General features: G+C 68.8%; 14 protein-coding genes. 7 read left to right on the top strand and 7 right to left on the bottom strand.

Going from position 1 to position 15,055, the window contains the following annotated elements; all coding sequences use genetic code 11:
* Positions 1–57 precede the first annotated feature (57 nt).
* A complete protein-coding gene (locus tag ACIHAO_RS18480) occupies positions 58–891 on the top strand; it encodes a pentapeptide repeat-containing protein (protein ID WP_396559301.1) in 834 nt (277 codons plus the stop codon).
* A 242-nt stretch (positions 892–1,133) separates the two neighbouring features.
* A complete protein-coding gene (locus ACIHAO_RS18475; RefSeq protein WP_396559299.1) occupies positions 1,134–2,690 on the top strand; it encodes a VWA domain-containing protein in 1,557 nt (518 codons plus the stop codon).
* Here ACIHAO_RS18475 and ACIHAO_RS18470 read toward each other — a convergent pair.
* Positions 2,620–4,029 carry an amino acid permease gene (locus tag ACIHAO_RS18470; protein ID WP_396559297.1) on the bottom strand — a complete coding sequence of 470 codons (1,410 nt, stop codon included), beginning with the start codon at positions 4,027–4,029 and terminating at the stop codon, positions 2,620–2,622. The genes ACIHAO_RS18475 and ACIHAO_RS18470 overlap by 71 nt on opposite strands.
* A gap of 152 nt (positions 4,030–4,181) precedes the next feature.
* Here ACIHAO_RS18470 and ACIHAO_RS18465 point away from each other — a divergent pair, with 152 nt between their 5' ends.
* Positions 4,182–4,772 carry a DUF305 domain-containing protein gene (locus tag ACIHAO_RS18465; RefSeq protein WP_396559295.1) on the top strand — a complete coding sequence of 197 codons (591 nt, stop codon included), beginning with the start codon at positions 4,182–4,184 and terminating at the stop codon, positions 4,770–4,772.
* Here ACIHAO_RS18465 and ACIHAO_RS18460 read toward each other — a convergent pair.
* The 6 genes from ACIHAO_RS18460 to ACIHAO_RS18435 all read right to left on the bottom strand — a co-directional run bounded on the left by ACIHAO_RS18460 (position 4,749) and on the right by ACIHAO_RS18435 (position 9,892).
* Positions 4,749–5,720 carry an EamA family transporter gene (locus ACIHAO_RS18460; RefSeq protein ID WP_396559293.1) on the bottom strand — a complete coding sequence of 324 codons (972 nt, stop codon included), beginning with the start codon at positions 5,718–5,720 and terminating at the stop codon, positions 4,749–4,751. The two genes, ACIHAO_RS18465 and ACIHAO_RS18460, sit on opposite strands and share 24 nt — an antisense overlap.
* Before the next feature lie 186 nt (positions 5,721–5,906).
* Positions 5,907–6,455: a hypothetical protein gene (locus ACIHAO_RS18455; protein WP_396559291.1), complete on the bottom strand. Its 549-nt coding sequence runs from the start codon at positions 6,453–6,455 to the stop codon at positions 5,907–5,909.
* Positions 6,456–6,526: 71 nt separating this feature from the next.
* Positions 6,527–8,059: an alpha/beta hydrolase gene (locus tag ACIHAO_RS18450; RefSeq protein WP_396559289.1), complete on the bottom strand. Its 1,533-nt coding sequence runs from the start codon at positions 8,057–8,059 to the stop codon at positions 6,527–6,529.
* Positions 8,059–8,349: a hypothetical protein gene (locus ACIHAO_RS18445; RefSeq protein WP_396559287.1), complete on the bottom strand. Its 291-nt coding sequence runs from the start codon at positions 8,347–8,349 to the stop codon at positions 8,059–8,061. Before ACIHAO_RS18445 ends, ACIHAO_RS18450 begins: the two co-directional genes overlap by 1 nt.
* A 70-nt stretch (positions 8,350–8,419) precedes the next feature.
* Positions 8,420–9,034 (bottom strand): NAD(P)H:quinone oxidoreductase, encoded by a 615-nt coding sequence (wrbA, locus tag ACIHAO_RS18440; protein ID WP_396559285.1) that lies wholly within the window; start codon positions 9,032–9,034, stop codon positions 8,420–8,422.
* Positions 9,035–9,082: 48 nt separating this feature from the next.
* Complete coding sequence (locus tag ACIHAO_RS18435; RefSeq protein ID WP_396559283.1) at positions 9,083–9,892, bottom strand: lysophospholipid acyltransferase family protein; 810 nt, start codon at positions 9,890–9,892, stop codon at positions 9,083–9,085.
* Positions 9,893–10,190: 298 nt separating this feature from the next.
* On the opposite strand from ACIHAO_RS18435, the gene ACIHAO_RS18430 reads away from it, so the two are divergent.
* The 4 genes from ACIHAO_RS18430 (at position 10,191) to ACIHAO_RS18415 (ending at position 14,913) form a co-directional block, all read left to right on the top strand.
* Complete coding sequence (locus tag ACIHAO_RS18430; RefSeq protein ID WP_396559281.1) at positions 10,191–12,518, top strand: DNA translocase FtsK 4TM domain-containing protein; 2,328 nt, start codon at positions 10,191–10,193, stop codon at positions 12,516–12,518.
* Positions 12,519–12,602: 84 nt separating this feature from the next.
* The gene (locus ACIHAO_RS18425) at positions 12,603–13,832 is read left to right on the top strand and encodes an ATP/GTP-binding protein (RefSeq protein ID WP_396559279.1); all 1,230 of its coding nucleotides are present in this window, start codon (positions 12,603–12,605) and stop codon (positions 13,830–13,832) included.
* A complete protein-coding gene (locus ACIHAO_RS18420; RefSeq protein ID WP_396559277.1) occupies positions 13,829–14,404 on the top strand; it encodes an RloB family protein in 576 nt (191 codons plus the stop codon). Before ACIHAO_RS18425 ends, ACIHAO_RS18420 begins: the two co-directional genes overlap by 4 nt.
* A 44-nt stretch (positions 14,405–14,448) precedes the next feature.
* Positions 14,449–14,913: a hypothetical protein gene (locus ACIHAO_RS18415; RefSeq protein WP_396559275.1), complete on the top strand. Its 465-nt coding sequence runs from the start codon at positions 14,449–14,451 to the stop codon at positions 14,911–14,913.
* Positions 14,914–15,055 lie beyond the last annotated feature (142 nt).

Here is a 15,055-nt window from a genome sequence, read left to right as displayed (position 1 = left end):
GTGAGAAGGCCCCTTTACTCAGTCGAGTGAAGGGGCCTTCTCGCGCATAATCGCCGCATGATGATCGGATTGCACGTCGTCGGCGCGCTGGCCGGGGTGGCCTTGGGAGTGGGCGCGGTCTACCTCGGGCGGACGTTCATCGAGGGCGTCCGCCGTGACCGGCGGATACAGCCCGAAACCGTGACTTCGGGGCTCCGGCGGGACCACTGGGAGCGCATCGACGAGATGCTGGACAGCGAGGACGCCTCTGAGCGCCTCGAAGGCTTGGCCGTCCTGGAGCGCTACGGGCGCGAAGACCCTGACTATCGGGAAGATGTCGTCTCGCTGATCTGTACTTACCTGCGCAGACCCTTCGAATACCCGGTAGAGGACGAGGAAGAACTCGAGGTCCGGCTTGCCGCGCAGAGGATTCTCTCGCGGCACTTTCGCTGGCCCGAGGGGGAGGCCCGGCCCCTCGAGTTCTGGGACCTCGACTACCTGGACCTGCGGGACGCGGTGCTCGTCGAACCTGATTTCGCGGACACCGTCCTCGATGACGCCGATTTCAAGGACAGCCTGATCGTCCGCGGGGACTTTCGCCGAACCCGGTTCCTGTCGTACGTCGACTTCGACAGGGCGTGCTTCACCGGAGACACCGACTTCCGTACCGCGTCGTTCCCCAGGTACGCGACCTTCATCGGCGCGCTGTTCAGCGGCACGACCACCTTCGACGGCGCCGAGTTCGAACAAGGCGCCGACTTCACCGACGCGCGGGTGGAGCGACCCGACGCCGCGCACACGTGGCCGTCGCCCTGGCGCGCGTGGGCGAACTCGCCGGTCGCCCAGGCGCGGCTCATCCCGATGAAGACCGATTCGCGGCCGCCGTCATCAGCAGAGCGAAGGCGATCGTGATCGCCTGACCGAACAGGGCGTTGCGGGCTTTGCGCTGTTCCGCGCGCGTGGGCCGGTTCATCACGGATACCCCCGATTTCGAGTGTTCTCCTTACGGGGCAAGTGTTCCGCGACCCGGGGTCGGCCACCTCCCGCCTCGGTACGGTTTCTCCTACGCCGAAAGTCGCAGCCTTCCCCTAAGGGTGGGGCCGGCGTACCCTCGGACGCTCCTCGAACCCCATGCCGGGAGACCGGGAGAGTCCATGGGACGCCACACCACCGCCCGGACCCGAAGACGGATACTGCTCCCGCTACTGGCGCTCGCGCTGGCGGCCGTGCTCGGCGCGGCCACCTGGGTGACCGTGACCCTGGCGCGTTCCGATCCCGGTTGCGAGCCCGAGCGGGTCGTCGTCGCCGCGACGCCCGACATCGCCCCCGCCGTCACCCGGACCGCCCGCGACCTCGGTCTCGCCTGTGTCGCGTTCGACGTCCAGGCCAGGGATTCCCTCCAGATGGCGGACGAGCTGTCCGGGACGGCGCCCCGGCCGCAGGCCTGGATCCCGTCCTCGACGCTGTTCTTGAGAAGGGCCGACGGTGTTCCCCTCTCCGGGCCGTCGGTGGCCAGTTCGCCGGTGGTGCTCGCGGTCGCGGAACCGGTCGCGAAAGAACTCGGCTGGCCCCGCAAGCCGCTGACCTGGCCGGAAGTGCTCGGCCACGCCGGAATCGTGGCCGGGATGCCGGATCCCGTGCGCGACCCCGTCGGTGTTTCGGCGCTGCTGGCACTGCGCCACGTCACGAAGGGCGCCTCGGATCCGGCCGCCGCGTACGTGGCCCTGCTCCGGAAGTTCTCCACCGGCGCTTCGCCGACCGCGTTCCCCGCGGCGGAGAACGCGGTGCTGCGGCACAACTCCGAGCTTTCCGAAGGCGAGACCGCGCTGGTGGCCGTGTACTCACCCGCCGCCCCCGCGCTCGACTACCCGTTCGTCGAGATCGCGGGCGCGACCCAGCAGCAGGGCAAAGCCGTCGCGGAACTGGAACGCGCCCTGCTCCACGGTGCCGCGACCGGCTCACGGTCGGAGCTGCGCGCCCCGGGTGGGCAAGCGTTGCGGCTCGCGGAAACAGATCAGCGTGTCGAGGCACAGGGACAGCGCAGCGCCGAGATCCCGGCCGCCGCCGACGTCGACGAAGTGCTCCGCCAGTGGGCCGGGGTGAACGCGAGCGCCCGGGTCCAGGTGTTGATCGACGTCTCCGGTTCGATGAGCGCGCCGGTCCCGGGAACCGGGAAATCCCGGCTGCGGCTCACGCTGGAAGCGGCGGAGAACGCCCTGGGGCTGTTCAAACCCGCGTCACAGATCCGTTTCCTGACCTTCGCGACCAAAATGGACGGTGAACGCGACTATCGGGAGATCCTGCCGATGGCGCCGGTCGGGCAGCAGCTGGCCGCCGTGGACCGGCTGCGCGCCGTCCGCGCCGTGCCGGACGGGCAGACCGGCCTGTACGACAGCGTCCTCGACATCTATCGGCTGGCACGCGAGGAATGGCAGCCGGGGAAACTGAACCTGGTCATCGTGATGACCGACGGCCGCGACACCGACCCCGGCGGCATCGGCCGCGAGAACCTGCTGGCCGAGCTGGGAAAGCTGCACGACCGGAAGCGTCCGGTACCGTTGATCGCCCTCGGGATCGGCCCCGACGCCGACGAGACCGAACTCGGGCAGCTCGTCGTCCCGGTCGGCGGCCAGGCCTTCCTCAGCCGTGATCCCGCGAAGATCGGAGAGGTGTTTTACGGTGCTCTCGGCCGGATCGCCGGCGCTGGATGAAGTAGACGCCGAGGATCACCGCCAGGCTGATCAGGCTCAGGTACAGCTGGGCCCGCGTGTCCGCGTCCACGAACAACATCGACGCGACCACGGCCAGCGTCCCGGCGAGCGTGAGCCGGCTCAGCCACGGATAGCCCCACATGCGCAGCTTCAGCCGCTCCGGCGCCTCGGCCTCCAGACGGCGCCGCATCCGGAGCTGTGAGCCCGCGATGATCGCGTAGACGAACAGCGCGACCGCGCCCGCGGAGTTGATGATGAAGTAGAAGATCTTGTCCGGTGACAGGAAATTCATCACCACGGCCACGTACCCGACCGAAGTGGACACCAGGATCGCCTTCCACGGCACGCCGCGCCGGTTCGTGTCCGCGATCCACTTCGGCGCCCAGCCGTTGCCGTGCAACGCGAACAACATGCGGGAAGCGGTGTACAGCCCCGAATTCAGCACCGACAGCACGGCCGTCAGCACCACCGCGCTGACCACGGTCTCGGCGGCGGGGATGCCGAACCGGCCGAACGCGGCGGCGAACGGGCTCGTCGTGGTCGGGATCTCCCGCCAGCCGGTGATCATCACCAGCAGTGTCACGGAGCCGACGTAGAACACGATGACCCGCCAGACGATCGACGAGGTCGCCTTGCGCACGGCCGTTTCGGGCTCCCGCGATTCGGCGGCGGCGATGGTGACGATCTCCGCGCCGAAGTAGGAGAAGATCACGATCACCACGCCGTGGACCACCGAGAACCCGCCGTTGGCGAAGAAGCCGTCCTGCGCGATGTTGCCGACCGAGAACGAACCGCCGGGCCAGAGGCCGAGCACGAACAGGACGCCCACCACGAGGAACACCACGATCGTGGCGATCTTGACCGACGCGAGCCAGAACTCCGTCTCCCCGAACGACCTGGCCGAGGCGAGGTTGGCGGCGGTCAGCAGGAGCATCAGGACGAGCGAGAAGACCCATTGCGGCACAACGGGAATCCAGGTCTGCAGGATCTTCGCCCCGGCGACGGCCTCGAACGCGACCACGCCGACCCAGAAGTACCAGTACAGCCAGCCGACGGTGAAACCCGCCCAGCCGCCCAGCGAAGTCCGCGCGTATTCCATGAAGGAACCCTGGGACGGCGCGGCCGTCGCCATCTCGCCCAGCATCCGCATCACCAGCACGACGATCAGGCCGCCGATGGCGTAGGAGAGGACGGCCGCCGGGCCGACGGTGTGGATGACCGCGCCGCTGCCGATGAACAGGCTCGCGCCGATGATGCCGCCGAGCGCGATCATCCGGACGTGGCGTTGCCGCAGGTCCGGGCGCAACCCCGGCCGCCCGGTCGTGGTTTCTGCGCCCATTCGCGGTTACCCCCTGTCGGAGTGGCGGTGGATCGCGGGATTGTCGCACCACGAGGCCGGGAGGAAAAGTGTTTGCGCAACCCCCGGTGCACAGGCCGATGTGGACTCTGCCAACCTAGGCATCTCCACCGCGCGTTCCGAGGAGCTCTTCGATGTCGCACGCCGCCCTCCGGTTCCTGCCCGCCGTCGCCATGGCCGCCGTCGCGCTCGCGGGCTGCTCGGACGAGGCACCCCAGTCGCGGACGGCGCCTCCCGGGTCTTCACCGATGGCGCAACAGGCCGCCGTTCCGTTCAACGACGCCGATGTCGCGTTCGCCCGGCAGGCGCTCGCGCACCACCAGCAGGGCGTGGATCTGGCTTCACTGGCGGAAACCCGCGCGGAGAACGGCCAGTTGAAGGCGGTCGCCAAACGCGTCATCGACACGCACGAACCGGAGATCGCGCGGCTTTCCGGGCTCATCGAGGCGTGGGGCCAGCCCGCGCCGGACGACCCGAACCTCGAACACATCCAGCGCGACGGGTACATCGGCCCCGGCGACATGGCGGAACTGGCGGGACTGTCCGGAAAGGACTTCGACCGCCAGTTCACCGCCCGCCTGATCCGCCAGCGCGAGGCGGGCGTCCGCATCGCCGAAGCCGAAACCCAGCACGGCCGCAACCCCGACGCCCGCGACCTCGCCGCGACGACGTCGCGTTCGCAGCAGCAGGAGATCAGCGAGCTACGAGGCCTCCAGCAGGGTTGAGTCCGTCTGGACCACGTTCGAATTCAGCTGGACGATGTACGCGCCGGTCAGCAGTACGACCGCGCCCGCGGCTTGGATCCAGCTGAGCGCCTCGCCCAGCAGCAGCCAGGCCGCGGTGGCGGCGATCAGCGGCTCCACCAGCCCCACGACGCTCGCCACCGACGCCGGGAGATGCCGCAGCGCCGCCATACCCGTCGCGTAGGCGAGGACGGTCGCGATCAGCACCAGCGCGATCAGCAGCGACCACACCGGCGGCTCCCACGGCCCGAACGACGCCGGGGCGCCGAGCAGGCCCCACGGGATCGTCCACGGCGGCGCGACCGCGCACACCAGGACCGCGCCGATCGTCATCCCCCAGGTGACCATGCCGAGCGGATCGCGGTCCGCGACGCCCCGTTCCCCGAGCAGGAAGTAACCCGCCGAACAGACGGCCGCGCCCAGCCCGGCGAGCAACCCGACGACGTCCAGGCTCAGCCCCTCCCAGACCTGCGCGACCAGCACGAGCCCCGTCATCGCCAGCGCGATCCCCGCCCACATCGCCCTCGGCAACCGCACCCGCCGCACGAACCGCACCCACAGCGCGATCAGCACCGGTGAGGTGAACTCGAGCAAAATCGCGATCCCGACCGGGATCCGGCCCGCCGCGAGGAAGTACATGAGCTGAACGCCCGCCACGCCGAGCGAGCCGTACGCCAGCAGCAGCGGCCACTCGCGCTTCGTCACTTTGAGGAGCTTCGGCCGGAAGACGGCGACCAGCCCGAGCAGCACGATCGCCGACAACCCGATGCGGATCGCCGCGACCTGCTCCGGCGACAACCCCGCCTGCATCGCCGGTTTGCCCAGCACACCCGACGTCCCGAAGAAGACCGCGGCGAGCAGGATGAGCGTGATGCCCCGGCCGCGATGCGCGACATGCGGGGCGGGGGCGGCGGCGAGTTCGGCGGTCACGGCCGGAGGGTAGAGGCCGGGCGACGGCGGGGCGACCCGTTTTCCCAGCGGCTGGGCCGGTCGTGAGACTGCTGTCCGTGAAGGCCTCCTTGAGGGACCCAGGGTCCCTCAAGGAGGCCTTCACGGACTTGATGATCGCCACGCGCGCACCACAGGCACCTGCGGTCACACCGGCCGCGCGTGAAATCAGAAAGAGGCGCCGCCGTCGGTCCAGTTGGTCTGGGCGAAGTCCTCGTCGTCGACGGGAGCGCGGCGCGGCTTGCGGACCGGTTCCGGTTCCGGGGGAGCGGCGACCGGCTGCTCGGGTTCGGTGGCTTCGACGGCCTGGGGTTCGGGCGTGCCGTCCGGCCAGACGCAGGGGGAGGTCGCCCCGACGTAGAACTTGCCGAGGTCGTTCGCCTTGATCGACATGTCGAAGGCATCGCCGGTGTTTCGCGCGAAGACATACTGATCTGTCGGCCGGGAGTCGGTCAGAATCTTGAAGGCGTGCGCTTCCCACCACTGGATGATCGCCGTGAAGTGTTCGGGGAACCGCGCGGAGTCCAGGCCGACGATCTCGTAAGTCGCGGAGATCTCGAAGCGGCCCAGCGGTCCCTTGTCGGTCGGATCCGTGCACTCCGAACGATTCCGTGTGAACGGCTTCAGTTCGGCAGAGGCGGGCAGCGCCGACAGCGCGCCTTGGATGTATTGCTCGACCTTGTCGCGAGCCTGCTGTTCGGTGATCGTCGATTCCATATGGTCCCCACCTCCAGGGGAACAAGCCGCCGAGAACATCAGCGAGGCGAGGATGAATGCGAAGGCCCGGTTCACGTAGTCGGCTTCCCGGCGATGATCTGGCCGAGATTGTTCAACGACGGGTTGTTGTCTTCCCAGTATTCGCTGTGCGCCTCCGAGCTGTACCCGCCCCACCCGTCCGTGCCCGGCGCCGAAGTGAACACCTGCCCGCCGAAGTCCGCGTCGGCCGGGTCCTGGCCGAGGATCGGGTCGTAGCCGGCGATCTCGACGTTGGCCAGGTTGATCATGTCGTGTTCGGCCACGGTGGCGTGCACGTGCTTGCCGATCTCGTCCTGGTTCACCCCGTCGAGGTGCAGTTCGCCGACGTCGTGCGCGCCGACGCCGGGGCTCGCCACGAAGACGAGTTCGTCCGCGGCGAGGCCGCCGTCGACCGCCGCGTGACCGACGACGGTGGTGCCGTAGCTGTGGCCCAGCACCGTGTTGTGCGAAGGCGGCCCTTGGTGTGTTTCCCGTAGCCCGTCCTGGAATCCGGCGAGGGCCGCCTTGCCGCCGTCGGCGTACTTGGCGCTCGCGGCGTCGGTGATCTCGTTCGGCGCGTCGTAGCCGAGCCAGGTGATCACCGCGGTCGACGGTGAACCCGAGGTGGTCGCCGCGGCCCACATCTTGTCGGACCGGTTGAGATCGCCGCCGATCTTCGCCAGTTCCGAACCGGTCCCCGGCACGTAGGTCGCCACATTCGCCGCGGTGTCGGGATTCCCCGCCGAAACGATCGCCTTCCCGTCGCCGCTGGTGTCCAGCCCCAGCAGGAACGCCTGCGGCTCCGATTGGGCCAGCCGCCGTTCGATGGCTTCCAGGCCCTTGAGCTTGGGATCGCCCTGGAGTCGCGCGATCTCGCGGGCGAGGACGGCACGGTTGGCCGCGTCGCGGTCGGCCGCCGGGATACCGTCGAGATTGCCGACGAGTCCCGGGTTCCCTTGCAGCAGCGCGACTTTCGCCGTATCCGACAGGCTCGCCCACCATGCCTTGTTGTCGCCGGGGGAGCCGTTCTCCGGCGGCCCGATGATCGACAGGCCGCTTTGCGCGGCCCCGGCGTCCGCCGCTTGGGCGAGGGTGCCGCCACCCTGTTCGGTGATTTCGCCACGAAGGGCCCGGCCCAGGATCGCGGCGAAATCGGCGTCGACGTCCGCCGCGCGGCGTAGGCCCTGTTCGATCCGGTCGGCCAGTTCCGCCATCACGCGGGATTGGTCAGGCCGCACGGCGCCGACGGAGATCTCGCCGCCGGGGCCGATGGCCAGGCCGTTCCGGTGCGCCAGTTCGTCGGTCTCCCGCACGAACGCGACGATCCGGTCCAGCGCGATCTGCACCTCGTGGGCACCCCGCCGGACCGCGGACGCCTCGGCGACGAGCCGCTCCAGGGTGGAGGTCAGCGATTCGCCCCGGATCGACGCGGCGGTGGCCGCCTCGCCGGTCCAGCCCGTGAAGCGGGCCATGGCTCCGACGTCGTCGCTCGCGGCGATGATGCGGGTGCAGCCGTCGTTGAGCGCGTCGGCCACGCGGCCGATCGCGGCCGGATCCCACCGGCGCACGTCTCCCCAGGTGAGCATCAGACGGGGAGTTCTCGTGACGCCGCGAGCTCGTTCGAGCGGTAGCGGACGGCCGCCGCGTCGAGTCGTGCGGAGTAGTCCGCGGTGTTCTCGGCCCAGCCTGGCACCGCGCGGCCCCGGGCGTCGGCGAGCAGCCGGGCCGCTTCACCGGATACGCCACCCGGCAAGCCCGCCGCGACGTCGTTGAGCGCGGCCGCGAGGTGCACCTTCCCGACGTCGTCCGAAGCGCGTTTCGCCGCTTTTGATGCCGCGCCGATCGATTCCAGGACCACTTCGTAGCCGCCGGTCATCCCGCTTCCTCCCCGTAGCGTGACGCTGTGTGACCACTCTACGACGCAAGAGGCGGGTGTGCGGTTCCCTTCACCCGTCCTTGAAAAGGCCGTCGGCGACGTAGCGCGAGACAGTGGCGAGCCGTCGCCCCTGTAACCGGAGGGCGTCCAGGGCGAGTTCGTCGGGCTCGGCGGATTTGCGCGAGACGAACGAGCCGCCGTACGGATTGCCCGATTCCAGCAGTCGCGGGTCGGTGTAGCCGAGGGGCAGGACGATGGCGCCCCAGTGGTAGAAGATGTTGTTGGTCGCGAGCACGGTCGATTCGAGCCCGCCGTGCGCGGTGGACGCGGTGGTGAACGACGTCGCGACCTTGTTCACCAGCTTTCCCTTGGCCCACAGGCCACCGGTGCTGTCCAAAAAGGACTTCAGCTGGGCGGCGGGGCCGCCGAACCTGGTCGGGCTCCCGGCCGCGAAACCGTCGGCCCATTCCAGGTCGTCCAGCGTCGCCGTCTCGTGGTGCGGCCCCGCGTCCACCCACGCCTGCCAGCGCGGATTGCTCGCCACCGCACCGGGCGGGGCGGTTTCGGGAACCGTGCGGACGCGGACTTCGGCTTCGGCCTCGCGGGCGCCGTCGGCCAGCGCCGTGGCGAGTTTCGCGGTGTTTCCGGTCGCGCTGTAGTAGACGACGAGGATGCGGGTGCTCACGTCCGCCGACCCTAGGCGAACGCTGGCACCCGTCTCAGGATCCGGAACTCAGTACTTCTTCCACGGGCTGACGGTGTCGGTCGGCCGCGTCGGGTCGTGGAAGCGCGGCTTGTCGAGTTCGTCGCGGCGCAGCGGGACCAGGCCGTCGGTGATCGCCTGCATGATCTTGGCGTGCGCGCGGACCCCGGCGCCCGGCCGGTCCGGCTCGACCTCCGACAGGTCCACCGGCTCGCCGAAATGCACCTTGAACCGCGGCCGCCGCATGGGCGCGCTCAGCCCGGACTTCGCGAGCGGCAGCAGGTCGGCGGGGCCGTTGACGGTCTCCGTCCCCCAGTACACGGCCTCGTGCGCGCCCCATTGGCTGATCGGGATCACCGGCACCCCGGCGGCCAGCGCGAGCCGCGCCGCGCCGGTCTTGCCGCGCTCCGGCCACAGGCCGGGATCGTGGCTGATCCGGCCCTCGGGGTAGACGATCAGCGGGTCACGGGTGGTGCGCAGCGCTTCGGTGGCTTCGGTGAACTGGCCGATGGCCGTCGAAGCCTGTTTGCGGTCGACCCGCAGGTGGCCGCTGACCCGCAGCGCGGGGCCGATGACCGGCGCGTCGAGGATGCCGCCCGCCAGCATGAACCGCGGGTTGATGCCGATCCGTTTGCAGGCCGCCATCAGCACGAACGCGTCGAACACGCCGATGTGGTTGGCCGTCATGAGCAAGGGTTTGCGGCGCAGTTCGGCCGGAACACCGCCGGTCACGGTGAGTTTGCCGACGAAGTTGACCAGCCCCCGGTCGATGTTCAGCATCGTGCGCCAGATGGCCGGGGCGCGGCGAGCCGAATTTTCGTCCTGATGCAGCGCGAACATGGGGCAGAGCATGTCATGAACCACTTTTCACCCGGATGGCCGCTCAAGCTGTGACCTGAGACGAATGTTCAAGATGTGCTCCGAGTGGCAGCCGGGGCTGGAGGGTCGAGGCGGTTACCGTGGAGGCATGGCTAGCGGGTCGACGACCAGGAAACGGAGTACGGCGCGAAGCGGCGGCAGCAAGGGGCCGGCGCGAAAGCCGCGTACCCCGGCGAAGCCCAGGTCAACGGCTGCGAGGAAGCCCGCTCCACGGCGTCCCGCACCGCGGAAGAAGTCGTCCGGCACGTTCGCCAAGGGCGTGCGCGGCACCTGGAACCTGCTCGCGAAGGGCCTCGGCACGCTCGCGCGGACCGTCGGCCGCGGCCGTGAACTCGAACCGGAACACCGCCGGGACGGTCTCGCGCTGGGCCTGATCGCGCTGGCGCTGGTGATCGCGTTCGGTGTCTGGTGGCGGGCCGCGGGCCCGATCGGTGGCTGGGTGGAGGTCGGCACGCGCTCGCTGCTGGGCGCCGGAGCCGTGACGCTCCCGCTGGTGCTGACCGTGGTCGCCGTCGCGCTGATGCGTTCGGAACCGATGCCGGAAGCCCGGCCGCGGATGGTGATCGGCACGCTGCTGGTCATCCTGTCGGTACTCGGCCTGCTGCACATCTTCACCGCGCTGCCCGAGACCAACGACGGCCGGATGTACGCCGGTGGGGTGATCGGCGCGTTCTCCGGTGGCCTGCTGACCATGGGCGTCACCACCTGGGTCGCCGTGCCGCTGCTGGTGCTGGCGCTGCTGTTCGGCACGCTCGTGTTCACCGGGACCCCGGTCCGGGAGATCCCGCACCGGCTGCGGAACTGGGGCCTCGACCCCGAAGAGATCGAAGAGGCCGAGGCCGAGCGCAAGGCCATCCACGACGAACGCGACGCCGTCACCGAAGCCGACCCGAAGTCGGTGCGCCTGCGGAAGCCGTCGCGCCGCCGCCAGTCCTCGGCCGACCACGAGGGCGAGCAGCTCGACATCGAGGCCGCGCTGGCCGAAACGCCGACGCCGCTGCGGCCTCCGAAGCCAGCACCCAAGCCTGTCGAAGAGAAGAAGCCGAAGAAGGCCGAGGCTCCGCTGGCGGTCACGAGGACCGTCGAAGGCGACTACAAGCTCCCGCCGCCGGATCTGCTGAAGCTCGGCGACGCGCCGAAGTCCCGCAGCAAGGCCAACGACGCCATGATCGAGGCGATCACCGGCGTGCTGGAGCAGTTCAACGTCGACGCGCAGGTCACCGGCTTCACGCGGGGTCCGACGGTCACCCGGTACGAGGTCGAACTCGGCCCGGGCGTGAAGGTCGAGAAGATCACCGCGCTGACCAAGAACATCGCCTACGCGGTGGCGACCGACAACGTCCGGCTGCTGGCGCCGATCCCCGGCAAATCCGCGGTCGGCATCGAGGTGCCGAACTCCGACCGCGAGATGGTGCGCCTCGGCGACGTGCTGCGCGCGCCGTCGACGGTCAAGGACAACCACCCGATGGTCATCGGGCTCGGCAAGGACATCGAGGGCCATTTCGTCACCGCGAACCTGACGAAGATGCCGCACCTGCTGGTGGCGGGGTCCACCGGTTCCGGTAAGTCGAGCTTCGTGAACTCGATGCTGGTGTCGCTGCTCGCGCGGGCGACGCCGGACGAATGCCGGATGATCCTGATCGACCCGAAGATGGTCGAGCTGACCCCGTACGAGGGCATCCCGCACCTGATCACGCCCATCATCACCCAGCCGAAGAAGGCCGCCGCCGCGCTGGCCTGGCTGGTGGAGGAGATGGAGCAGCGCTATCAGGACATGCAGGTCAACAAGGTCCGGCACATCGACGACTACAACAAGAAGGTGCGCTCGGGCGAGATCACCGCGCCGCCCGGCAGCGAGCGCGTCTACCAGCCGTACCCGTACATCATGGCGATCGTCGACGAGCTCGCCGACCTGATGATGACCGCCCCGCGCGACGTCGAGGACGCGATCGTCCGGATCACCCAGAAGGCGCGTGCCGCCGGTATCCACCTGGTGCTGGCGACCCAGCGCCCGTCGGTCGACGTCGTGACCGGCCTGATCAAGACCAACGTGCCGTCGCGGCTGGCGTTCGCGACCTCCTCGCTCACCGACTCGCGGGTCATCCTCGACCAGCCGGGCGCGGAGAAGCTCATCGGTATGGGTGACGCGCTGTACCTGCCGATGGGTGCCGGGAAACCGGTCCGCATCCAGGGCGCCTTCGTCGGCGACGAAGAGATCTCCGCCGTGGTGAACTTCGCCAAGGAACAGGCGCAGCCGGACTACCAGGACGGCGTCACCGCCGCGAAGGCCGGCGAGAAGAAGGAAATCGACTCCGACATCGGCGACGACCTCGACGTCCTGCTGCAGGCCGCCGAGCTGATCGTCACCTCGCAGTTCGGCTCGACGTCGATGCTGCAGCGGAAGCTGCGGGTCGGTTTCGCCAAGGCCGGACGCCTGATGGACCTGCTGGAAAGCCGCGGCGTCGTCGGGCCTTCGGAGGGCTCGAAGGCACGGGACGTGCTGATCAAGCCGGAGGAGCTGGAGTCGGTGCTGTTCATGATCCGCGGCGGCGGGGACGCGAACGGCGGCGACGTCTCCGACGACTGACCGGGCCCCGGATGAGGCTTCAGGCCGTTCTGTGCGGTTTACTGGTACAGAACGGCCTGAAACTTTGCCAGGAAGGTGGCCAGGGTGCTCCGAAGCTTCCGGTTGGGCAACCATCGCTCGTTTCGTGACGAACAGGAGCTCCTCCTGATGCCCGCGATGCCGGGGGACGAGCGTGCGGCCGTTCCGGTGGCCGCGATCTACGGGGCGAACGCCTCCGGTAAGTCGAACCTTCTCGACGGGCTGACCTACATGGCGGTCGGCGTACTGACGTCGAAAGTCCTCGGCGCCGGGCCACGCAGCATTTTTCGCCTGGATGCCCAAGCGGGGGAGCTTCCGTCGACCTTCGTGATCGAAATCCTCGCTGAAGGAACTCGGTACACGTACGGCTTCCGGGCCGGTGACGACGCGGTCCTGGAGGAATGGCTGTACGCCTACCCGGAGAAACGTCGGCGGGTGGTGTTCGAACGAACCGGAGACGACCTTCGGTTCGGGTCCACTTCGGCGAACTTGAGGAGCAAATTCGCCGCTCTGGAGGAATTGATCCGTGGAGATGTGCTCTTACTGAGCTTCTGCTCCGGGCTGGAACTCGGCCCTCTGATGCCGGTCTACCGCTGGTTCGAGCGCTCGCTCCGGATCGTTTCCGCCGAGGGAGCGTGGGCTCCCGATGACGTGGGGAGCCGAGTGGGGAATTTCCTGCAGCGAGACGCGCGCAACAGCCGCCGCCTGCTGTCCCTGCTCGCGGCCGCTGACGTGGGAATCGCGGATGTCCTCGCGGAGCTCGTCGACGAGCCGCCGAGTCATCAGCACACGAGGCTGCTGCCAGGGCGAGTCGTCGGTACCGGGTCCGGGCCACGATGGAGGTTGAGGTTCTGGCACGGTAAGACCGAGTCGCCGTTCGAACTGCACGACGAGTCCGCTGGAACCAGGAACTGGCTCAGGCTCATCCCGACCGTTCTGGACGCGCTCGACGAAGGGCAGGTTCTCGTCGTCGACGAGATCGACTCGAGTCTGCATCCGTTGTTGACCGCGAAGCTCGTCAGCCTCTTCCAGTCCGAAACGACCAATCCCCACGGCGCCCAGCTCGTCTTCACCACGCACGACACGAGCCTCCTCGGCACCATGCTCGGGGACGCCGTCCTGGACCGCGACCAGATCTGGTTCGTGGACAAGAACGCGGAAGGGGCCAGCGAGCTCTATCCGCTCACGGACTTCAAACCGCGCAAGGACCAGAACACCGAGCGTCGCTATCTCGCCGGCAGCTACGGGGCCGTTCCGGTGCTGGGTGACTTCGCCGAGGCAGTGCAGGGCGGATGACCCGCAGGGAGAACAGCGGCCGGAGGCGGTCGGCGTTCCGGGAGCAGCGAACTTCGGTCCTCGTCGTCTGTGGTGCGGAGGCAACGGAGCCCGGGTATTTCGAAGGGCTCAAACGTGCTCGCCGGAACCCGGCCATCACGGTCAAGATCAAAGCGAAGCGTGGCGATCCGGACGCGGTGGTCAAATACGCGGCGGGAATGCGTGATCGCGCCGAAGGGACGTACGACGAGGTGTGGTGCGTGGTCGATGTCGACGAGTTCGACCTCGACAAGGCGGTCGCGACGGCTCGCAGGCTCCGGATCGACCTGGCGATCTCGAACCCGTGCTTCGAGTTCTGGTTGCTGCTGCATTTCGAGGCGTGCTCGGCGCCGATGACGTGCTACGGCGATGTGGCGAAACGACTGGTCAAGCACGTCCCGGGATTCGACAAGGCGGCGTTGCGGTTCGCGGACTACGAGAACGGGATCGAGGCCGCTGTCCTGCGAGCGAAGAAGCAGAACGGCGAGCCGGGCGGGGAGCACGGCCGTAACCCGTCGACCGGTGTCTGGGTGCTGGTCGACAAGATCAACTGAAAAACCGATGCAACGGACCGGAGCCTCCGCTACGTCCAGAACACGTGGACCCCAAGAAGCTGCTCGTCGTCCTCTGCGCCTTGGTCGGCCTCGCCTGCGGAGCCGGTAGCTCCGCCGCGCGCGAACAGCCCGTCGCGACCCGGCCCACGCTGGTCCAGCCCGCGCCGGTACAGCGGCCCCAGCCTGCCCAGGGCGCCGTCGAGCTGGGGGAGACCGTCGTCCTCAACGCCGGTGACACGACCGAGGTCGCGTCGAAGGACGTCAGTATCCGGTTCGCTCGCCTGGTGTCCGATTCCCGCTGCGCCGCGGGAATGGTCTGCGTCTGGGAAGGGGAGGCCGTGATCGAGCTGGCCTTGGCCGAACCGGGACGCGGTGAGCGGACGACGGCGGAAGTCGCCTCCACCGGGCGGGGTGGCCGGCAGTCCGTCGAGTTCGCCGCCTGCCGGGTGGACCTGGTCGCCGTGAGTTCGGGGGGCGACCAGGTCACCCTGCGGGTGTCCAAGGCTTGAGGTGGCGACGTCGGGGAAGCCGGTCGGTACAGCTGGTCGTGGGTGGGGGGTGTTGGTTTTTAAGCACAATACACACAAACACACCGCACCACACACGGGTTCGCCCACCCCCGGGTGGAGCCCCAAAAGACAACGGGACACC

Origin of the sequence: Amycolatopsis sp. NPDC052450 (assembly GCF_044547565.1) — a bacterium.
Lineage (GTDB): Bacteria > Actinomycetota > Actinomycetes > Mycobacteriales > Pseudonocardiaceae > Amycolatopsis.
The sequence above is the reverse complement of the archived record's forward strand: the minus strand, read 5'-3'. Positions and strand labels throughout refer to the sequence as shown.

What these genes read in the sequence shown, in the direction of transcription:
- ACIHAO_RS18480 (WP_396559301.1), top strand. Translation starts at nt 58, where the DNA reads ATGATGATCGGATTGCACGTCGTCGGCGCGCTGGCCGGGGTGGCCTTG.
- ACIHAO_RS18475 (WP_396559299.1), top strand. Translation starts at nt 1,134, where the DNA reads ATGGGACGCCACACCACCGCCCGGACCCGAAGACGGATACTGCTCCCG.
- ACIHAO_RS18470 (WP_396559297.1), bottom strand. Translation starts at nt 4,029, where the DNA reads ATGGGCGCAGAAACCACGACCGGGCGGCCGGGGTTGCGCCCGGACCTG.
- ACIHAO_RS18465 (WP_396559295.1), top strand. Translation starts at nt 4,182, where the DNA reads ATGTCGCACGCCGCCCTCCGGTTCCTGCCCGCCGTCGCCATGGCCGCC.
- ACIHAO_RS18455 (WP_396559291.1), bottom strand. Translation starts at nt 6,455, where the DNA reads ATGGAATCGACGATCACCGAACAGCAGGCTCGCGACAAGGTCGAGCAA.
- ACIHAO_RS18450 (WP_396559289.1), bottom strand. Translation starts at nt 8,059, where the DNA reads ATGCTCACCTGGGGAGACGTGCGCCGGTGGGATCCGGCCGCGATCGGC.
- ACIHAO_RS18445 (WP_396559287.1), bottom strand. Translation starts at nt 8,349, where the DNA reads ATGACCGGCGGCTACGAAGTGGTCCTGGAATCGATCGGCGCGGCATCA.
- ACIHAO_RS18435 (WP_396559283.1), bottom strand. Translation starts at nt 9,892, where the DNA reads ATGTTCGCGCTGCATCAGGACGAAAATTCGGCTCGCCGCGCCCCGGCC.
- ACIHAO_RS18420 (WP_396559277.1), top strand. Translation starts at nt 13,829, where the DNA reads ATGACCCGCAGGGAGAACAGCGGCCGGAGGCGGTCGGCGTTCCGGGAG.